The sequence below is a fragment of the Leptothrix cholodnii SP-6 genome (assembly GCF_000019785.1).
Classification (GTDB): Bacteria; Pseudomonadota; Gammaproteobacteria; order Burkholderiales; family Burkholderiaceae_C; genus Sphaerotilus; species Sphaerotilus cholodnii.
Genome location: NC_010524.1, coordinates 4,402,280 through 4,416,899 on the forward strand (window position 1 = coordinate 4,402,280; position 14,620 = coordinate 4,416,899).

The 14,620-nt window shown below is 64.4% G+C and carries 23 protein-coding genes; 5 read left to right on the top strand and 18 right to left on the bottom strand.

The window, feature by feature from the left end:
• The first annotated feature begins 198 nt into the window (after nucleotides 1-198).
• The 5 genes from LCHO_RS19510 to LCHO_RS19530 all read left to right on the top strand — a co-directional run bounded on the left by LCHO_RS19510 (nucleotide 199) and on the right by LCHO_RS19530 (nucleotide 5,155).
• Complete coding sequence (locus LCHO_RS19510) at nucleotides 199-2,331, top strand: two-component system sensor histidine kinase NtrB (protein ID WP_012348917.1); 2,133 nt, start codon at nucleotides 199-201, stop codon at nucleotides 2,329-2,331.
• Between the two features lie 4 nt (nucleotides 2,332-2,335).
• Nucleotides 2,336-2,983, top strand: a complete 648-nt coding sequence (locus LCHO_RS19515) for a response regulator transcription factor (protein WP_012348918.1) — start codon at nucleotides 2,336-2,338, stop codon at nucleotides 2,981-2,983.
• 99 nt (nucleotides 2,984-3,082) lie between these two features.
• Nucleotides 3,083-4,078: a thiamine-phosphate kinase gene (thiL, locus tag LCHO_RS19520; RefSeq protein WP_012348919.1), complete on the top strand. Its 996-nt coding sequence runs from the start codon at nucleotides 3,083-3,085 to the stop codon at nucleotides 4,076-4,078.
• Nucleotides 4,075-4,632 (top strand): phosphatidylglycerophosphatase A family protein, encoded by a 558-nt coding sequence (locus tag LCHO_RS19525; protein WP_012348920.1) that lies wholly within the window; start codon nucleotides 4,075-4,077, stop codon nucleotides 4,630-4,632. Before thiL ends, LCHO_RS19525 begins: the two co-directional genes overlap by 4 nt.
• 13 nt (nucleotides 4,633-4,645) lie before the next feature.
• The gene (locus tag LCHO_RS19530) at nucleotides 4,646-5,155 is read left to right on the top strand and encodes a CinA family protein (protein WP_012348921.1); all 510 of its coding nucleotides are present in this window, start codon (nucleotides 4,646-4,648) and stop codon (nucleotides 5,153-5,155) included.
• 105 nt (nucleotides 5,156-5,260) lie between these two features.
• Here LCHO_RS19530 and rplQ read toward each other — a convergent pair whose 3' ends face one another.
• The 18 genes from rplQ to rplN form a co-directional block, all read right to left on the bottom strand.
• Nucleotides 5,261-5,659, bottom strand: a complete 399-nt coding sequence (gene rplQ / locus LCHO_RS19535) for a 50S ribosomal protein L17 (protein WP_012348922.1) — start codon at nucleotides 5,657-5,659, stop codon at nucleotides 5,261-5,263.
• A gap of 103 nt (nucleotides 5,660-5,762) precedes the next feature.
• On the bottom strand, nucleotides 5,763-6,749 hold the full coding sequence (locus tag LCHO_RS19540) for a DNA-directed RNA polymerase subunit alpha (RefSeq protein ID WP_012348923.1): 987 nt from the start codon (nucleotides 6,747-6,749) through the stop codon (nucleotides 5,763-5,765).
• Nucleotides 6,750-6,885: 136 nt separating this feature from the next.
• Nucleotides 6,886-7,509, bottom strand: a complete 624-nt coding sequence (gene rpsD / locus LCHO_RS19545; RefSeq protein ID WP_012348924.1) for a 30S ribosomal protein S4 — start codon at nucleotides 7,507-7,509, stop codon at nucleotides 6,886-6,888.
• A gap of 218 nt (nucleotides 7,510-7,727) precedes the next feature.
• Entirely contained in the window at nucleotides 7,728-8,132 is a 405-nt protein-coding gene (gene rpsK, locus LCHO_RS19550) for a 30S ribosomal protein S11 (RefSeq protein WP_012348925.1), read from the bottom strand.
• Nucleotides 8,133-8,162: 30 nt separating this feature from the next.
• The gene (rpsM, locus tag LCHO_RS19555; RefSeq protein ID WP_012348926.1) at nucleotides 8,163-8,528 is read right to left on the bottom strand and encodes a 30S ribosomal protein S13; all 366 of its coding nucleotides are present in this window, start codon (nucleotides 8,526-8,528) and stop codon (nucleotides 8,163-8,165) included.
• Nucleotides 8,529-8,563: 35 nt separating this feature from the next.
• Nucleotides 8,564-8,677 carry a 50S ribosomal protein L36 gene (gene rpmJ / locus LCHO_RS23000; RefSeq protein WP_012348927.1) on the bottom strand — a complete coding sequence of 38 codons (114 nt, stop codon included), beginning with the start codon at nucleotides 8,675-8,677 and terminating at the stop codon, nucleotides 8,564-8,566.
• A 56-nt stretch (nucleotides 8,678-8,733) separates the two neighbouring features.
• Nucleotides 8,734-8,952 carry a translation initiation factor IF-1 gene (gene infA, locus LCHO_RS19560; RefSeq protein WP_010804116.1) on the bottom strand — a complete coding sequence of 73 codons (219 nt, stop codon included), beginning with the start codon at nucleotides 8,950-8,952 and terminating at the stop codon, nucleotides 8,734-8,736.
• Between the two features lie 24 nt (nucleotides 8,953-8,976).
• On the bottom strand, nucleotides 8,977-10,287 hold the full coding sequence (secY, locus tag LCHO_RS19565; protein ID WP_012348928.1) for a preprotein translocase subunit SecY: 1,311 nt from the start codon (nucleotides 10,285-10,287) through the stop codon (nucleotides 8,977-8,979).
• A gap of 26 nt (nucleotides 10,288-10,313) precedes the next feature.
• Nucleotides 10,314-10,748 carry a 50S ribosomal protein L15 gene (gene rplO / locus LCHO_RS19570; RefSeq protein ID WP_012348929.1) on the bottom strand — a complete coding sequence of 145 codons (435 nt, stop codon included), beginning with the start codon at nucleotides 10,746-10,748 and terminating at the stop codon, nucleotides 10,314-10,316.
• Between the two features lie 25 nt (nucleotides 10,749-10,773).
• A complete protein-coding gene (gene rpmD, locus LCHO_RS19575; protein ID WP_012348930.1) occupies nucleotides 10,774-10,956 on the bottom strand; it encodes a 50S ribosomal protein L30 in 183 nt (60 codons plus the stop codon).
• 16 nt (nucleotides 10,957-10,972) lie between these two features.
• Nucleotides 10,973-11,491 (bottom strand): 30S ribosomal protein S5, encoded by a 519-nt coding sequence (rpsE, locus tag LCHO_RS19580; protein WP_012348931.1) that lies wholly within the window; start codon nucleotides 11,489-11,491, stop codon nucleotides 10,973-10,975.
• Nucleotides 11,492-11,520: 29 nt separating this feature from the next.
• Nucleotides 11,521-11,886: a 50S ribosomal protein L18 gene (rplR, locus tag LCHO_RS19585; protein ID WP_012348932.1), complete on the bottom strand. Its 366-nt coding sequence runs from the start codon at nucleotides 11,884-11,886 to the stop codon at nucleotides 11,521-11,523.
• Between the two features lie 11 nt (nucleotides 11,887-11,897).
• Complete coding sequence (rplF, locus tag LCHO_RS19590) at nucleotides 11,898-12,431, bottom strand: 50S ribosomal protein L6 (RefSeq protein ID WP_012348933.1); 534 nt, start codon at nucleotides 12,429-12,431, stop codon at nucleotides 11,898-11,900.
• 16 nt (nucleotides 12,432-12,447) lie between these two features.
• Complete coding sequence (gene rpsH / locus LCHO_RS19595) at nucleotides 12,448-12,843, bottom strand: 30S ribosomal protein S8 (RefSeq protein WP_012348934.1); 396 nt, start codon at nucleotides 12,841-12,843, stop codon at nucleotides 12,448-12,450.
• A 36-nt stretch (nucleotides 12,844-12,879) separates the two neighbouring features.
• A complete protein-coding gene (gene rpsN / locus LCHO_RS19600) occupies nucleotides 12,880-13,185 on the bottom strand; it encodes a 30S ribosomal protein S14 (RefSeq protein ID WP_012348935.1) in 306 nt (101 codons plus the stop codon).
• Nucleotides 13,186-13,193: 8 nt separating this feature from the next.
• Nucleotides 13,194-13,745, bottom strand: a complete 552-nt coding sequence (rplE, locus tag LCHO_RS19605) for a 50S ribosomal protein L5 (protein WP_012348936.1) — start codon at nucleotides 13,743-13,745, stop codon at nucleotides 13,194-13,196.
• Nucleotides 13,746-13,758: 13 nt separating this feature from the next.
• Nucleotides 13,759-14,076: a 50S ribosomal protein L24 gene (rplX, locus tag LCHO_RS19610; protein ID WP_012348937.1), complete on the bottom strand. Its 318-nt coding sequence runs from the start codon at nucleotides 14,074-14,076 to the stop codon at nucleotides 13,759-13,761.
• Nucleotides 14,077-14,097: 21 nt separating this feature from the next.
• Nucleotides 14,098-14,466: a 50S ribosomal protein L14 gene (gene rplN, locus LCHO_RS19615; protein ID WP_012348938.1), complete on the bottom strand. Its 369-nt coding sequence runs from the start codon at nucleotides 14,464-14,466 to the stop codon at nucleotides 14,098-14,100.
• Nucleotides 14,467-14,620 lie beyond the last annotated feature (154 nt).

Consider the following 14,620-nt stretch of genomic DNA (forward strand, 5'->3'; position numbering starts at 1 on the left):
GCGAGCGCACGGCGTCCAGCTGAAACGCTGGACCAAGGCCGCCGCCGGGGAGCGGGATTCTAGGGAGAGGCACGTGTGCGTGCGAGCCGGCACAGACCGGATCGCGCATCCGACGATGCGTTTGGTGCATGTCAGGCGCGGGTCAGCCGCACAGGGCTTCCGAACAGGTGCAGTTTGCGCGCACGCCTGCATGCCGCCATGCGAGGAAGTGCTTACGCCCCGGCCGACCTGCAGCGCCATACTGAAAAGATGGCAGCAACTGAATTGACGCAGCCGTCGGCCACATTCGGGCTCGAGCGGGGTTGGCTGCGCTGGCGGCGGGCGGCGCTGTGGGCGCTGCTCGGTGCGCTGCTGCTGGCCGTCGAGGCGAGCCTGCTGTGGCTGACCTGGCAGCACGAACGCAACCGGCTGCAGGATGCCACCGAGCAGGCTGCCGTGGCGGCGGCCGCCGACATCCGGCTGCGCCTGGCCGACAACACCCAGGCGCTGCAGCAGGTGCTGTGGGGCGTGCTCGACGAGGCCGGCTTTCGCGGCCGTGCCGACGCGGTGTTGCGCGCGCACCCCGAGATCGCCCGCATCGAATGGCGCGGCGCGGACTTTTCGCTGGTTGCGCGGGCCCTGTCGCCGCTGCATCCGAACCTGTTCGGCGTCATCGGCCGCGCGGCGATGGTGCTCGATGCGGAGGCCGCCTGCGTGTCGGCCAGCCGCTTCGAGGCGCCGGTGCTGTCGCGCAGCTATTTCGCGCCGACCCAGGGCGGGCTCGGCGCCGAGGTGGTGGACCTGTGCGTGCCGCACCTCGAAGAGGGCCGCCGGCTCGGCTCGCTGGTCGCCACGCTGGTGCTGTCCGAGGTGCTGGAGCAGGCCGTCGCGCCCGAGATGCAGCGCCAGCACGAAGTCCTGCTGGTCGAAGCCGACGGCACCCGGCTGGCGCGGGCCGGCAGCAGCCGCGGCCGTGGCGCCTACCGGGCCGAGCGGCTGGTCGATTTCGAGGGTTTCACCGCGCTGGTGCGGCTCGACAGCGCCGCGCAGCGCCCGCCGCTGATCCCCAACATCAGCTCGGCGCTGGTGCTGGGGCTGTCCGTCGCGCTGTGTGCGGCGGTGCTGGTGCTGGCCTACGACGTGCGGCGGCGCTCGGCCGCCGAACGTGGCCTGGCCGAATCGCTGGCGTTCCGCAAGGCGATGGAGGATTCGCTCGTCACCGGCCTGCGCGCGCGCGGCCTCGACGGCACCATCACCTACGTCAACCCGGCGTTCTGCCACATGGTGGGCTGGAGCGCGCAAGAGCTGCGCGCGTGCGCCGACCCGCTGCGATCGCCGCCCTACTGGCCGCCGGAGATGGTCGAGCAATACCGCCAGCGCCAGGCCGTGCGCATGGCCGGCAATGCGCCGCCGCGCGAAGGCTACGAGACGCTGTTCATGCGCCGCAACGGCGAGCGCTTTCCGGTGCTGATCTTCGAGGCGCCGCTGGTCGACGGACGCGGCCGGCAGACCGGCTGGATGAGCGCCGTGCTCGACGTCAGCGCGCAGCGCAAGATCGAGGAGCTGTCGCGCCAGCAGCAGGAAAAGCTGCAGGCCACCGCCCGGCTGGCGACGATGGGCGAGATGGCCTCGCTGCTCAGCCACGAGCTGAACCAGCCGCTGGCGGCAATCGCCAGCTACGCCAGCGGCTCGCTCAACCTGCTGCCGCAAAGCGCGAACGACGCCCCGGCCGACCTCGACACGCAGCTGATGATCCGCCACGCCATGACGCGTGCCGCCGAACAGGCCGACCGCGCCGGGCGCGTCATCCGCAGCGTGCACCAGTTCGTGCGCCGGCGCGAGCGGCTGCGCGAGAACGTGCGTGCCCACGAGCTGCTCGACGCCGTGATGCCGCTGGTGCGCATGGCGGCGCGGCGCGGCAACGTGCGCATCGAGGTCGACGTGGCCACGCCGTCGCCGCGGGTGTCGTGCGACCGCACGATGGTCGAGCAGGTGCTGCTCAACCTGTCGCGCAACGCCATCCAGTCGATGGAAGAGGACACGCCGCAGGAGGACCGCGTGCTGACCTTGCGGGCGCGCACGCTGGACGCGCACTGGATCGAATTTGCGGTGATCGATCGCGGCCCCGGCATCCCGCCCGAGGTCGCGCGGCAGCTCTTCACGCCCTTCTTCACGACCAAGGCCGAGGGCATGGGCATCGGCCTGTCGATGTGCCGCACGGTGATCGAGCAGCACGGCGGCGCGCTCGACTTCCATTCGCCCGAAGGTGCGCGCGGCACCTTGTTCAGGTTTACGCTCCCGGCTGCCAGCGTGATGGCGCCGCCCGCCGTGCTCCCCACCTCCAGTCCCTGAACCCATGAACCAACGCCTGCAGCCCGAACACGGCACGGTCTACGTCGTCGACGACGAAGAAGTGGTGCGCGACGCGCTTTCCTGGTTGCTGCGCTCGCGCCGCCTGTTGCCGCAGGCCTTCCCGAGCGCCGACGCGTTCTGGGCCGCGATCGAAAGCGGCGAGGTGCGCGCCGACGACTGCGCCTGCGTGCTGCTCGACATGCGCATGCCGGGCATGAACGGCATGGCCCTGTTCCAGCGCCTGGTCGAACGCGGCTGGAGCACGCTGATGCCGGTGATCTTCCTGACCGGCAACGCCGATGTCTCCACCGCCGTCGCCGCAGTCAAGAACGGCGCCTTCGATTTCGTCGAGAAGCCGTTCTCCGACAACGCGCTGGTCGACCGCGTGATCGAGGCGCTGCAGCGCAGTGCCAAATCGCTCGAGGCGCTGGCCTTGCGCAACACGGTGCAGGCGCACCTGGGCGAACTGACCGACCGCGAGGTCGAGGTGATGCAGCTGATCGTGGCCGGGCGCGCCAACAAGCAGATCGCCGACAACCTGGACATCAGCGTGCGCACGGTCGAGGTGCACCGCTCGCGGGTGTTCGACAAGATGGCGGTGCGCTCGGCGGTCGAACTCGCCAACCTGCTGCGCGACGCCGGCCTGGCGTGAGCGCCTGATCGCGCGCCGGCCGACCGCGCCACCGCCGGATAATCCGCCCCCTCGTTCCCTCGCCTGCTGCCGCCGTGAAACCCGGCCGCCAAGCTCATCATGTCCCTGGGTGAATTCGACCTGATCGCCAAGTACTTCGACCGCCCGGCGCGGCGCAACCCGCTCGGCGTCGGCGACGACTGCGCGCTGCTGGCGCCGGCGCCGGGCATGCAGCTCGCGGTGTCGACCGACATGCTGGTCGAAGGCCGGCACTTTCTCCCGACCGTCTCGGCCGAGGCGCTGGGCCACAAGGCGCTGGCGGTCAACCTGTCCGATCTGGCGGCCTGCGGCGCCGAGCCCTTGGCGTTCATGCTGGCGCTGTCGATGCCGAAGGTCGACGAGGCCTGGCTGGCCGGCCTGGCGCGCGGCCTGTTCGCGCTGGCCGACGCGCATGAGATCGAACTGGTCGGCGGTGACACCACCGCCGGCCCGCTCAACCTGTGCATCACCGTGATGGGCCAGGTGCCGGCCGGCACGGCCTTGCTGCGCAGCGGCGCACGGCCCGGCGATCAGCTCTGGGTCAGCGGGCAGCTGGGCCTGGCGCGCCTGTGGCTCGAGGCGCTGCACGGCCCGGTCGCGCTCGACGGCACCGATTTCACCGCCGCACGGCTGGCGATGGAGCTGCCGAACCCGCGGCTCGCGCTGGGGCGGGCGCTGCGCGGCATCGCCAGCAGCGCGCTCGACCTGTCGGACGGGCTGCTGGGCGACCTCGGCCATGTGCTGCGGCGCTCGGGCGCGGCCTGCCATCGCGACCGGACACCGCTCGGCGCCGAGATCGAGATCGATCGCCTGCCACGCCACGAAGCGCTGGCGCGTCAGCCCGAGCCGATCCAGCAGCTGTGCATGCTCTGCGGCGGAGACGACTACGAGCTGCTGTTCACCGCCCCGCCCGGCGCCCACGGCGCCGTGCTCGAAGCGGCCGCCGCGGCGCAGACCGCCGTGACCTGCGTCGGCCGCATCACGCCGGAACCCGGCACGCGCGTGATCGACCGCAACGGCGCGCCGATCGCCACGCCCTGGGCCAGCTTCGACCATTTCGCAGGCCCGACGCCATGAGCGCGCACGAACCCGGCTCGCCGTCCGGCACGAACCCGGCGCCGCGTCGCGTGTCGGTGCGTTTCCTGTTCGAGCACCCGGCCCACTTCATCGCGCTCGGCGCCGGCAGCGGACTGAGTCCGAAAGCGCCCGGCACGGTCGGCACGCTCTGGGCCTGGGTGGCCTACCTCGTGCTCGACATGGGGCTCGGTCCTGTCGGCTGGGGCGGGCTGATCGGCGCCTCGCTGCTGATCGGCTGGTGGGCCTGCACCGTCACGGCCGAACACGCCGGCATCGCCGACCCCGGCTTCATCGTCTGGGACGAAGTGGTCGCGTTCTGGCTGATCCTGTGGGTGATCGCGCCGGCCGACGGGCTGATGCAGTTGCTCGCGTTCGCGCTGTTCCGGTATTTCGACGCCGCCAAACCCGGACCGGTCGGCTGGGCCGATCGACATTTCAAGGGCGGCGGCTGGCGCGGCGGATTCGGCATCCTGGTCGACGACCTCGTCGCCGCCGCCTGCACGCTGCTGACGCTGGCCGTGCTGGAGTCGGCCCAGCGCTGGTGGGCCGCCTGAAGAGGAGCCGCGCATGAATCACGTCGAACAGCTCGAACACCACGAGATACCGGCGCGGGTGCGGGCGATCAGCCTGCAACTGGTCGCCCGCCGGTGGCTGATGTGCACGGCCGAGAGCTGCACCGGCGGCCTGATCGCCGCGGCCTGCACCGATCTGGCGGGTTCGAGCGACTGGTTCGAGCGCGGCATCGTCAGCTACAGCAACGCGGCGAAGTGCGAGTTGCTGGGCGTGCCGGCCGACACGATCGCCGCTCACGGCGCCGTCAGTTCGGCGGTTGCCGAGGCGATGGCACGCGGCGCGCTGTCGCATTCGCACGCGCAGGTCGCGCTGGCGGTGACCGGCGTGGCCGGCCCGAGCGGCGGCAGCGTGGACAAGCCGGTCGGCACGGTCTGGTTCGGCTGGGCCTTGCCCGGCGCGGCCTGGACCGCGAGGCAACGCTTCGACGGCGACCGCCACGCGGTGCGGGTGCAGTCCGTCGCCCACGCCTTGCACGAACTCGACCGGGCGCTGCGGCGGGCCTGAGTCCGATCGCCTGCAGAAACGGAAAAGGCCGGCAGAGCCGGCCTTTCATCAGGTGCATCGATCGACCGCAGCCTGCGCCGCGGCGAACTGACCTGGGTCTGCGTGTCAGGCCTTGTCTTCAGTCACTTCGACTGCAGCGCTCGGATCCGGACGGTCGACCAGTTCGACAAACGCCATCGGCGCGTTGTCGCCGACGCGGAAACCCATCTTCAGGATGCGGGTGTAGCCGCCCGGACGAGCCGCGTAACGCGGGCCCAGCACGCCGAACAGCTTGACGACGTTGTCGCGGTCGCGCAGGCGGTCGAAAGCCAGACGCTTGTTCGCCAGCGTGGGGGTCTTGCCCAGCGTCAGCAGACGCTCGACGACGCGACGCAGTTCCTTGGCCTTGGGGACCGTGGTCTTGATCGCCTCGTGCTGGATCAGCGAGTTGCACATGTTGCGCAGCATCGCCAGGCGATGCGACGAGGTGCGATTGAGTTTGCGAAGTCCGTTACCGTGACGCATGGTGCTTTCCTTTCCTTATATGAACCGGCGGCCGGATCAGGTACCGCAGGCTGCACCGGGCGAGCCGACCGACACCGGTCGTCCACCCATTCCATTCATTGAATCAGCGCTTGTCGAGGCCTTGCGGCGGCCAGTTCTCGAGGCGGGCGCCCAGAGTCAGACCACGCGAAGCCAGCACTTCCTTGATTTCGTTGAGCGACTTGCGACCCAGATTCGGGGTCTTGAGCAGCTCGGTCTCGGTGCGCTGGATCAGGTCGCCGATGTAATAGATGTTCTCGGCCTTCAGGCAGTTGGCCGAACGCACCGTCAGTTCGAGCTCGTCGACCGGACGCAGCAGGATCGGATCGAAGTGCTGGGCACGCGGTGCCGGTGCTTCGAAGATCGCCAGGTCGCTGCCTTCGAGCTGCGCGAACACCGCCAGCTGCTCGACCAGGATCTTGGCCGAGGCGCGGATCGCTTCCTCGGGCGAGATCGCGCCGTTGGTCTCGATCTCCATCACCAGCTTGTCGAGGTCGGTGCGCTGCTCGACGCGAGCGCTCTCGACCGTGTAGCTGACGCGCTTGAGCGGCGAGAACGACGCGTCCAGCACGATGCGGCCGATCGACTTGGTCGGCTCGTCGGCGTAGCGGCGCATGCTGCCCGGCACGTAACCACGGCCCTTCTCGACCTTGATCTGCATGTCGAGCTTGCCGCCCTGGGCCAGGTGAGCGATCACGTGGTCAGGATTGATGATCTCGACGTCATGCGGCGTCTGGATGTCGGAAGCCTTCACCGGGCCTTCGCCTTCCTTGCGCAGCACCAGCGTCACTTCATCGCGGTTGTGCAGACGGAACACCACGCCCTTGAGGTTGAGCATGATGTGAACCACGTCTTCCTGCACACCGTCGACGGTGGAGTACTCGTGCAGCACGCCGGCGATCGTCACTTCGGTGGGCGCGTAGCCGACCATCGACGACAGCAGCACGCGGCGAAGCGCGTTGCCCAGCGTGTGCCCGAAGCCACGCTCGAACGGCTCGAGGGTCACCTTGGCGCGGTGCCCACCCAGCGGATCGACGTTGATGGCTTTGGGTTTCAGCAGATTGGTTTGCATTGAAAGTTCCTGTCAATACCCTCGGCTCGTTACACCGATAAGGCTGATGAACCCACCGGACTGCGCAGACAAGCCACGCGCCCGGTACAGGCCGTAGACACCGGCGCGCGGCACTCGCCGCACACCGGCCAATCGATCAACGCGAATACAGTTCGACGATGAGCGATTCGTTGATTTCGGCGCCGAACTCATCACGGTCAGGAGCCTTCTTGAAGATGCCTTCCATCTTCGTCAGGTCGACCGAAACCCAGGCCGGCAGGCCGATCGAATCGGCCAGCTTCAGGGCATCGATGATGCGCAGCTGCTTCTTCGACTTTTCGCGCACGCTGATCACGTCGCCGGCCTTGACCAGGTACGACGGGATGTTGACCGACTGGCCATTGACGGTGACAGCCTTGTGCGAGACCAGCTGACGCGCTTCTGCACGGGTCGAACCGAAGCCCATGCGATAGACCACGTTGTCCAGCCGCGACTCGAGCAGCAGCAGCAGGTTGGCACCGGTGTTGCCCTTGCGGCGGTCGGCTTCGGCGAAGTAGCGGCGGAACTGCTTCTCGAGCACGCCGTACATGCGCTTGACCTTCTGCTTCTCGCGCAGTTGCAGGCCGAAGTCGGAAGTGCGCGAACCCGAGGTGCGGCCATGCTGGCCAGGCTTGGATTCGAACTTCGACTTGTCGCTGATCGAACGACGTGCGCTCTTCAGGTAGAGATCGGTGCCTTCACGGCGGGCCAGCTTGGCCTTGGGTCCGAGGTAACGTGCCACTGTGGTGTCCTTCTTGATCTGACGCGTGCCTATGAAAGCTCGCGCGAGTCTGGGCCCGATGGGTCGACCAGACGGTGGTCTTGAGTCGAGTTGCGTGAATCACGGCCCGCTGCGTGCGCAAAACTCAAATGGAAAACCGGCGACGCACGCAGGCGCTCGCCGGACAGCCGGGCATTATAAGACGTCAACGCTGCCGCGCTCAGGGCGCGGCAGAACGTTCAGATGCGACGACGCTTCTGCGGACGGCAACCGTTGTGCGGAACCGGCGTCACGTCGGAGATCGACGCAATCCGGATGCCCAACGAAGCCAGTGCGCGAACCGACGACTCACGACCCGGGCCGGGGCCCTTGATCTTGACGTCGAGGTTCTTGATGCCCTGCTCCTGAGCCGCACGACCCGCCACTTCGGCTGCGACCTGGGCTGCAAAGGGAGTCGATTTGCGCGAGCCCTTGAAACCCTGGCCACCACTCGAGGCCCAGGACAACGCATTGCCCTGACGGTCGGTGATCGTGATGATCGTGTTGTTGAAAGACGCATGCACGTGCGCAACACCGTCCGCAATGTTCTTGCGGACCTTCTTGCTGACGCGCCGTGCGGCGTTATTGACGGGTGCTTTTGCCATGACTGGGTTTTCTCCGGGCTGACGCCTAGATTACTTCTTCAGCGCCGCCGCGCCCTTTTTGGGGCCCTTGCGGGTGCGGGAGTTGGTGCGAGTGCGTTGACCACGCACCGGCAGACCGCGGCGATGACGGAAACCGCGATAGCAACCCAGATCCATCAATCGCTTGATGTTGATCGAGATTTCGCGGCGCAGATCGCCCTCGATGGTCAGGCGGCCGACTTCTTCCCGGATCTTCTCCAGGTCGCTGTCATCCAGGTCCTTGACCTTCTTGTTGTAGGCGATGCCACAGGCCTCACAAATTTTCTGAGCCGTCGTACGGCCAACGCCATAGATCGACGTCAGGCCGATTTCGGCGTGTTTGTGGGGCGGAATGTTGATACCAGCAATACGTGCCATGTGCGTCCTCTATACGGTTGCAGCGCGGGGGCTCATCAGCCTTGGCGTTGCTTGTGGCGCGGGTCGGTGCAAATGACACGGACCACACCCTTGCGACGAATGATCTTGCAATTGCGGCAGATCTTCTTGACGGATGCGGAGACTTTCATGGTCTTCTCCTTGATCGGCTTAGCGCTTGTCTTCCGGGACTATGAACAGCTCTCGCTCACTTCGCCCGGAAAACGATGCGAGCACGGGACAGATCGTAGGGCGTTAGCTCTACGGTAACTTTGTCACCCGGCAAGATGCGTATGTAGTGCATGCGCATCTTCCCGGAAATATGGCCGAGCACTACGTGCCCATTCTCCAACTTGACGCGAAATGTCGCGTTGGGCAGGTTTTCAAGGACCTCGCCCTGCATCTGAATGACGTCGTCTTTGGACATCGAACGTGCCTCGCCAGGTCGTTGTCAGCCTGCCTTGAAACTGGCCTTCTTGAGCAACGACTCGTACTGCTGCGACATCACGTAGGACTGGACCTGGGCCCAGAAGTCCATCGTGACCACAACGATGATCAGCAAGGACGTGCCACCAAAATAGAACGGCACGTTGTACTTCAGGACCAGGAATTCGGGCAGCAGACACACCGCAGTGATGTAGACCGCGCCACCGAGCGTCAGACGCGCCAGAATCTTGTCGATGTGGCGTGCAGTCTGGTCGCCTGGTCGAATTCCAGGAATGAATGCGCCACTCTTCTTCAGATTGTCAGCGGTCTCTCTGCTGTTGAACACCAACGCGGTGTAGAAGAAGCAGAAGAAGACGATCATCGCGGCATACAGCAGGACATAGATCGGCTGACCCGGCGACAAGGCCGCAGAAATGTCCTTCAACCAGACCAGGCTCTCACCTGTGGCAAACCAACCAACAACCGTCGCAGGCAGCAGGATGATCGACGAGGCAAAGATCGGCGGAATCACACCCGACATGTTGATCTTCAGCGGCAAGTGCGACGACTGCCCGCCATAGACCTTGTTGCCGACCTGACGCTTGGCGTAGTTGACCAGGATCTTGCGTTGACCGCGCTCGACGAACACGACCACGAAAGTCACGCCGATCACGATGGCAACGATGAACAGTGCCGCGATGATGCTCATCGAACCGGTATTGACCAGGTTCAGCAACCCACCGATCGCACTGGGCAAGCCAGCAGCAATGCCGCCAAAGATCAGGATCGAGATACCGTTGCCGAGTCCACGCTCGGTGATCTGCTCACCCAGCCACATCAGGAACATGGTTCCCGCAGTCAAGCTGACCATCGCGCCGATGCGGAACATCGGGCCCGGATCGATCACCAGACCAGGAGAACCTTCGATCGCCAGTGCGATTCCCAAAGACTGGAAGATCGCCAGACCAAGCGTGCCGTAACGCGTGTACTGCGTGATCTTGCGCCGCCCTGCTTCGCCTTCCTTCTTCAAGGACTCGAGAGCCGGCAGCACATGGGTCATCAACTGCATGATGATCGATGCCGAGATGTACGGCATGATCCCCAACGCAAACACCGTGAAGCGAGACAGCGCACCACCCGAGAACATGTTGAACAGGTTCAGGATGCCGCCCTGCTGACCCTTGAACAGCTCCGCGAGCTGGTCAGGGTTGATCCCCGGGACAGGGATATGAGCCCCGACCCGATAGACCACCAGAGCCAGCAGCAAGAATGTCAGCCTGCGCCGCAGGTCGCCAAACTTGCCGCTCTTGGCCAGTTGAGTTGCGTTGGTTGCCACGAAGATCCGCAGTCAGTGAGAAACGCTCAGGCTGCCAGCGAGCCGCCGGCCGCTTCAATCGCAGCCTTGGCGCCTGCAGTCGCGCCGATGCCCTTGAGGACAACAGCACGCGTCAGTTCGCCGGACTTCACCACCTTCACGACCTTGGCCAGTTCACCAACCAGACCGATCTGCTTCAGGAGAAGCAGGTCGACCTCATCGACAGCCAGAACCTGCAGTTGGCCGAGCGTGATCTCTGCATTGAACTTCAGCAGATGCGATTTGAAGCCACGCTTGGGCAGGCGACGCTGCAGCGGCATCTGACCGCCTTCGAAGCCCACCTTGTGATAGCCACCCGCACGAGACTTCTGACCCTTGTGGCCACGACCTGCGGTCTTGCCCAGGCCGGAGCCGATGCCACGACCCACGCGACGCTTGGCGTGCTTGGATCCCGAGCCTGGCTTGATCGAATTGAGTTCCATATCGTCTTTCCTCGGCAACAGGTGCTCAGAGCACCTTCACCAGGTACGAGATCTTGTTGATCATGCCGCGCACCGCGGGCGTATCTTCCAGCACGGATTCGCTGTTGACCTTGCGCAGGCCCAAGCCGCGAACGGTCGCACGATGCGATTCACGGGTACCGATCGGGCTGCGAACCAGCGCGACCCGGACAGTCTTCTTTTCAGACATGGTGTACTCCCGGCGCTCAGTTGAAGATCTGTTCGATCGTCAGACCACGCTTGGCCGCCACTTGCGAAGCGGTGGTCATGCGCGACAAGGCGTCGAACGTGGCGCGAACCATGTTGTACGGGTTCGACGAGCCGAGGCTCTTGGCCACGATGTCGGTGATACCCAGCACTTCAAAGACAGCGCGCATCGGGCCACCGGCAATGATGCCGGTACCGGCCGGCGCGGGCGCCAGCAGGACCTTTGCCGCGCCATGTTCGCCGGTCGCGTTGTGCGGGACCGTGCCGTTGCGCAGCGGGATCTTGACCAGACCGCGACGAGCAGACTCCATCGCCTTCTGGACCGAGACCGGCACTTCACGTGCCTTGCCCTTGCCCATGCCGACGCGACCATCGCCATCACCGACCACGGTCAGCGTTGCAAAAGCCATGATCCGACCGCCCTTGACCACCTTGGTCACGCGGTTCACCTGGATCATCTTCTCGCGCATCCCATCGTCACGACCTTCGTCAGCGACCTTGGGTTGAAACTTAGCCATTTGGTGTTCCTTCGTTTGCGTCGAGAGGCTTAGAACTGCAGACCGGCTTCGCGGGCAGCTTCAGCCAGGGCTTTCACTCGACCGTGATAGGCGAATCCGGACCGGTCGAAAGCAACCTTCTCGACTCCAGCGGCTTTTGCCCGCTCGGCGATACGCTTGCCAATCAACTGGGCCGCGTCCACGCAAGCACCCTTGCCGGCCACGCCCAACTGGGCACGCACTTCTTTTTCGGCCGTCGAAGCCGAAGCCAGCACCTTGCCGCCGTCGGCAGAGATGACGCTGGCGTAGATATGCAGATTGGTGCGGAAGACGGTCAGGCGCTCGACGCCCTGAAGGGCAATCCGAGCACGCGTCTGACGGGAGCGACGCAGGCGCTGTTCTTTCTTGTTCAACATGGTGCGGCTCCTTACTTCTTCTTGGTCTCTTTGATCGCGACCTTCTCATCCGAATAACGGATGCCCTTGCCCTTGTAGGGCTCGGGTGGGCGGAAGGCACGGACCTCAGCGGCCAATTGACCCACAACCTGGCGATCGGCACCCTTGATCAGGATCTCGGTCTGAGTGGGGCACTCGACCTTGATGCCTTCGGGCATTTCCTTGACCACCGGATGCGAGAAACCAATCTGCAGATTCAGCTTCTGGCCTTGGGCCTGGGCACGATAACCCACGCCGACCAGGCTCAGCTTCTTCTGGAAGCCCTTGCTCACGCCGTTGACCATGTTGGCCACCAGTGCGCGCATGGTTCCCGACATCGCATTCGCTTCAGCCGACTCGTCGAGCGGCGTGAAACTCAGCTTGCCAGCTTCATTCTGGACCTTGACCAGGCGATGAGCCGGGCGCAACAGCGTGCCCAGCGAACCCTTCACGCTGATCAGGTCTTCATTGATCGACACGTCCACACCTTGCGGGACGGCGACCAGCATCTTTCCTACGCGGGACATTTGCGGCCTCCTGCCCTTAAGCGACGTAGCACAGCACCTCGCCACCGATTCCGGCAGCGCGCGCTTTGCGATCGGTCATCACGCCCTGGGGGGTGGTGACGATGGCCACACCCAGACCGTTCATCACGGTCGGGATATCGTGGCGGCCCTTGTAGATCCGAAGACCTGGACGGCTCACCCGCTCGATACGCTCGATCACCGGACGCCCGGCGTAGTACTTCAGCGAAATCTCGAGTTGCGACTTGCCGTCGGTCGTCTTGACCGCAAAGCCGTCGATGTAACCCTCGTCCTTCAGCACCTGCGCGATCGCAGATTTCAGCTTGGAGGACGGCATCGCAACGCTGGTCTTTTCGACCATCTGGGCGTTGCGAATGCGGGTCAGCATGTCGGCGATAGGATCACTCATGCTCATGGAATAACTCCTGTTCGTGCCCTGGGTACTGCTGAATTACCAGCTCGCCTTGACGACACCTGGGATGTCGCCACGGAAGGCCAGTTCACGAATCTTCGTACGGCCCAAGCCGAACTTGCGGAAGGTCCCACGCGGGCGACCCGTGATACCACAGCGCGCACGCAGGCGCGTCGGGTATGCATTTCGCGGCAACTGTTGCAGCGCAAGACGAGCCGCATAGCGCTCTTCTTCCGACTTGCTCTGGTCGTCAATGGTCGCCTTCAGCTCCGCGTACTTCTTGGCGTACTTGGCGACCAGCTTCTCGCGCTTTTCCTCGCGCTGTATGAGAGAGAGTTTTGCCACGTTACACCTCAGTTCTTGAACGGGAAGCGGAAGGCGGTCAACAGCGCCTTGCACTCGTCGTCGGTCTTCGCCGTCGTCGTGATGCTGATGTTCAGACCACGCAGCGCATCGACCTTGTCGTACTCGATTTCCGGAAAGATGATCTGTTCCTTGACACCGATGTTGTAGTTGCCACGACCATCGAAGGAACGACCCGAGATACCACGGAAGTCACGCACTCGCGGCAATGCGATGGTGACGAAGCGATCCAGGAATTCGAACATCCGGACACCACGCAGCGTGACCATGCAGCCGATCGGCACGTCTTCGCGGATCTTGAAACCGGCGATAGCCTTGCGCGACTTGGTGACCACGGGGCGCTGGCCGGCAATCTTGGTCAGATCGCTCACGGCGTGATCCATGACCTTCTTGTCGGAGACAGCTTCCGAGACGCCCATGTTCAGCGTGATCTTCTCGAAGCGCGGCACTTGCATGACCGACTTGTAGCCAAACTTCTCCACGAGCGACGGCACGACCGTCTCAAGATAGAAAGCTTGCAGGCGAGCTTGTTGTTGAGCCATTTCGAATCCCGCCTCAGGCCTTGATCTCTTCGCCACTGGACTTGAAGACGCGCACTTTCTTGCCGTCAGCCAGCAGCTTGATCCCCACACGGTCGGCCTTGCCGGACGCGGGGTTGTAGATCGCCACATTCGATTGATGAATCGGCATGGTCTTGTCGACGATGCCACCGGTCGTGCCCTTGAGCGGGTTCGGACGCACATGCTTCTTGACGACGTTCACGCCATCAACCAGCACATGATCTTCATCCACGCGCACGGCGATCTTGCCGCGCTTACCCTTGTCGCGACCCGTCAACACGATGACTTCGTCGCCTTTGAGAATCTTGTTCATGGCCTGTCCTTTTCGGTCGGCTTAGAGCACTTCCGGCGCCAAAGACACGATCTTCATGAACCGCTCAGTACGCAGTTCGCGGGTGACCGGGCCAAAGATGCGGGTGCCGATGGGCTCGAGCTTGGCATTGAGCAACACTGCCGCATTGCCGTCGAACTTCACGAGCGAGCCGTCCTGACGACGCACGCCCTTGGCGGTACGAACCACAACAGCGTTGTAGACCTCGCCCTTTTTGACGCGACCACGCGGCGCAGCATCCTTGATGCTGACCTTGATCACGTCGCCAATACCGGCATAACGACGCTTGGAACCGCCAAGCACCTTGATGCACATGACGGACTTCGCACCGGTGTTATCCGCGACATCAAGCCGCGATTGCATTTGGATCATGTCTATCCCCAACTTATCCCGCACCCCCAGCAGCACCAGGCTACCGTCGCGGTCAGTCTTGGGCCCGTCGTGAGACCCGAACTTGACGATCAGGTCGCAACTGGGGGCGAAACCGGGCTGCACTGCGCACTGCAAAGTACGCTTACAACCCAGA

What these genes read in the sequence shown, in the direction of transcription:
- rplO (WP_012348929.1), bottom strand. Translation starts at nt 10,748, where the DNA reads ATGGAACTCAATTCGATCAAGCCAGGCTCGGGATCCAAGCACGCCAAG.
- LCHO_RS19510 (WP_012348917.1), top strand. Translation starts at nt 199, where the DNA reads ATGCGAGGAAGTGCTTACGCCCCGGCCGACCTGCAGCGCCATACTGAA.
- rpmJ (WP_012348927.1), bottom strand. Translation starts at nt 8,677, where the DNA reads ATGAAAGTCTCCGCATCCGTCAAGAAGATCTGCCGCAATTGCAAGATC.
- thiL (WP_012348919.1), top strand. Translation starts at nt 3,083, where the DNA reads ATGTCCCTGGGTGAATTCGACCTGATCGCCAAGTACTTCGACCGCCCG.
- LCHO_RS19525 (WP_012348920.1), top strand. Translation starts at nt 4,075, where the DNA reads ATGAGCGCGCACGAACCCGGCTCGCCGTCCGGCACGAACCCGGCGCCG.
- rpsK (WP_012348925.1), bottom strand. Translation starts at nt 8,132, where the DNA reads ATGGCAAAAGCACCCGTCAATAACGCCGCACGGCGCGTCAGCAAGAAG.
- rpmD (WP_012348930.1), bottom strand. Translation starts at nt 10,956, where the DNA reads ATGTCTGAAAAGAAGACTGTCCGGGTCGCGCTGGTTCGCAGCCCGATC.
- rplN (WP_012348938.1), bottom strand. Translation starts at nt 14,466, where the DNA reads ATGATCCAAATGCAATCGCGGCTTGATGTCGCGGATAACACCGGTGCG.
- rplQ (WP_012348922.1), bottom strand. Translation starts at nt 5,659, where the DNA reads ATGCGTCACGGTAACGGACTTCGCAAACTCAATCGCACCTCGTCGCAT.
- rpsM (WP_012348926.1), bottom strand. Translation starts at nt 8,528, where the DNA reads ATGGCACGTATTGCTGGTATCAACATTCCGCCCCACAAACACGCCGAA.
- LCHO_RS19530 (WP_012348921.1), top strand. Translation starts at nt 4,646, where the DNA reads ATGAATCACGTCGAACAGCTCGAACACCACGAGATACCGGCGCGGGTG.
- infA (WP_010804116.1), bottom strand. Translation starts at nt 8,952, where the DNA reads ATGTCCAAAGACGACGTCATTCAGATGCAGGGCGAGGTCCTTGAAAAC.
- rplX (WP_012348937.1), bottom strand. Translation starts at nt 14,076, where the DNA reads ATGAACAAGATTCTCAAAGGCGACGAAGTCATCGTGTTGACGGGTCGC.
- rplR (WP_012348932.1), bottom strand. Translation starts at nt 11,886, where the DNA reads ATGTTGAACAAGAAAGAACAGCGCCTGCGTCGCTCCCGTCAGACGCGT.
- rplF (WP_012348933.1), bottom strand. Translation starts at nt 12,431, where the DNA reads ATGTCCCGCGTAGGAAAGATGCTGGTCGCCGTCCCGCAAGGTGTGGAC.
- LCHO_RS19515 (WP_012348918.1), top strand. Translation starts at nt 2,336, where the DNA reads ATGAACCAACGCCTGCAGCCCGAACACGGCACGGTCTACGTCGTCGAC.
- rplE (WP_012348936.1), bottom strand. Translation starts at nt 13,745, where the DNA reads ATGGCTCAACAACAAGCTCGCCTGCAAGCTTTCTATCTTGAGACGGTC.
- rpsH (WP_012348934.1), bottom strand. Translation starts at nt 12,843, where the DNA reads ATGAGCATGAGTGATCCTATCGCCGACATGCTGACCCGCATTCGCAAC.
- LCHO_RS19540 (WP_012348923.1), bottom strand. Translation starts at nt 6,749, where the DNA reads ATGCAAACCAATCTGCTGAAACCCAAAGCCATCAACGTCGATCCGCTG.
- rpsE (WP_012348931.1), bottom strand. Translation starts at nt 11,491, where the DNA reads ATGGCTAAGTTTCAACCCAAGGTCGCTGACGAAGGTCGTGACGATGGG.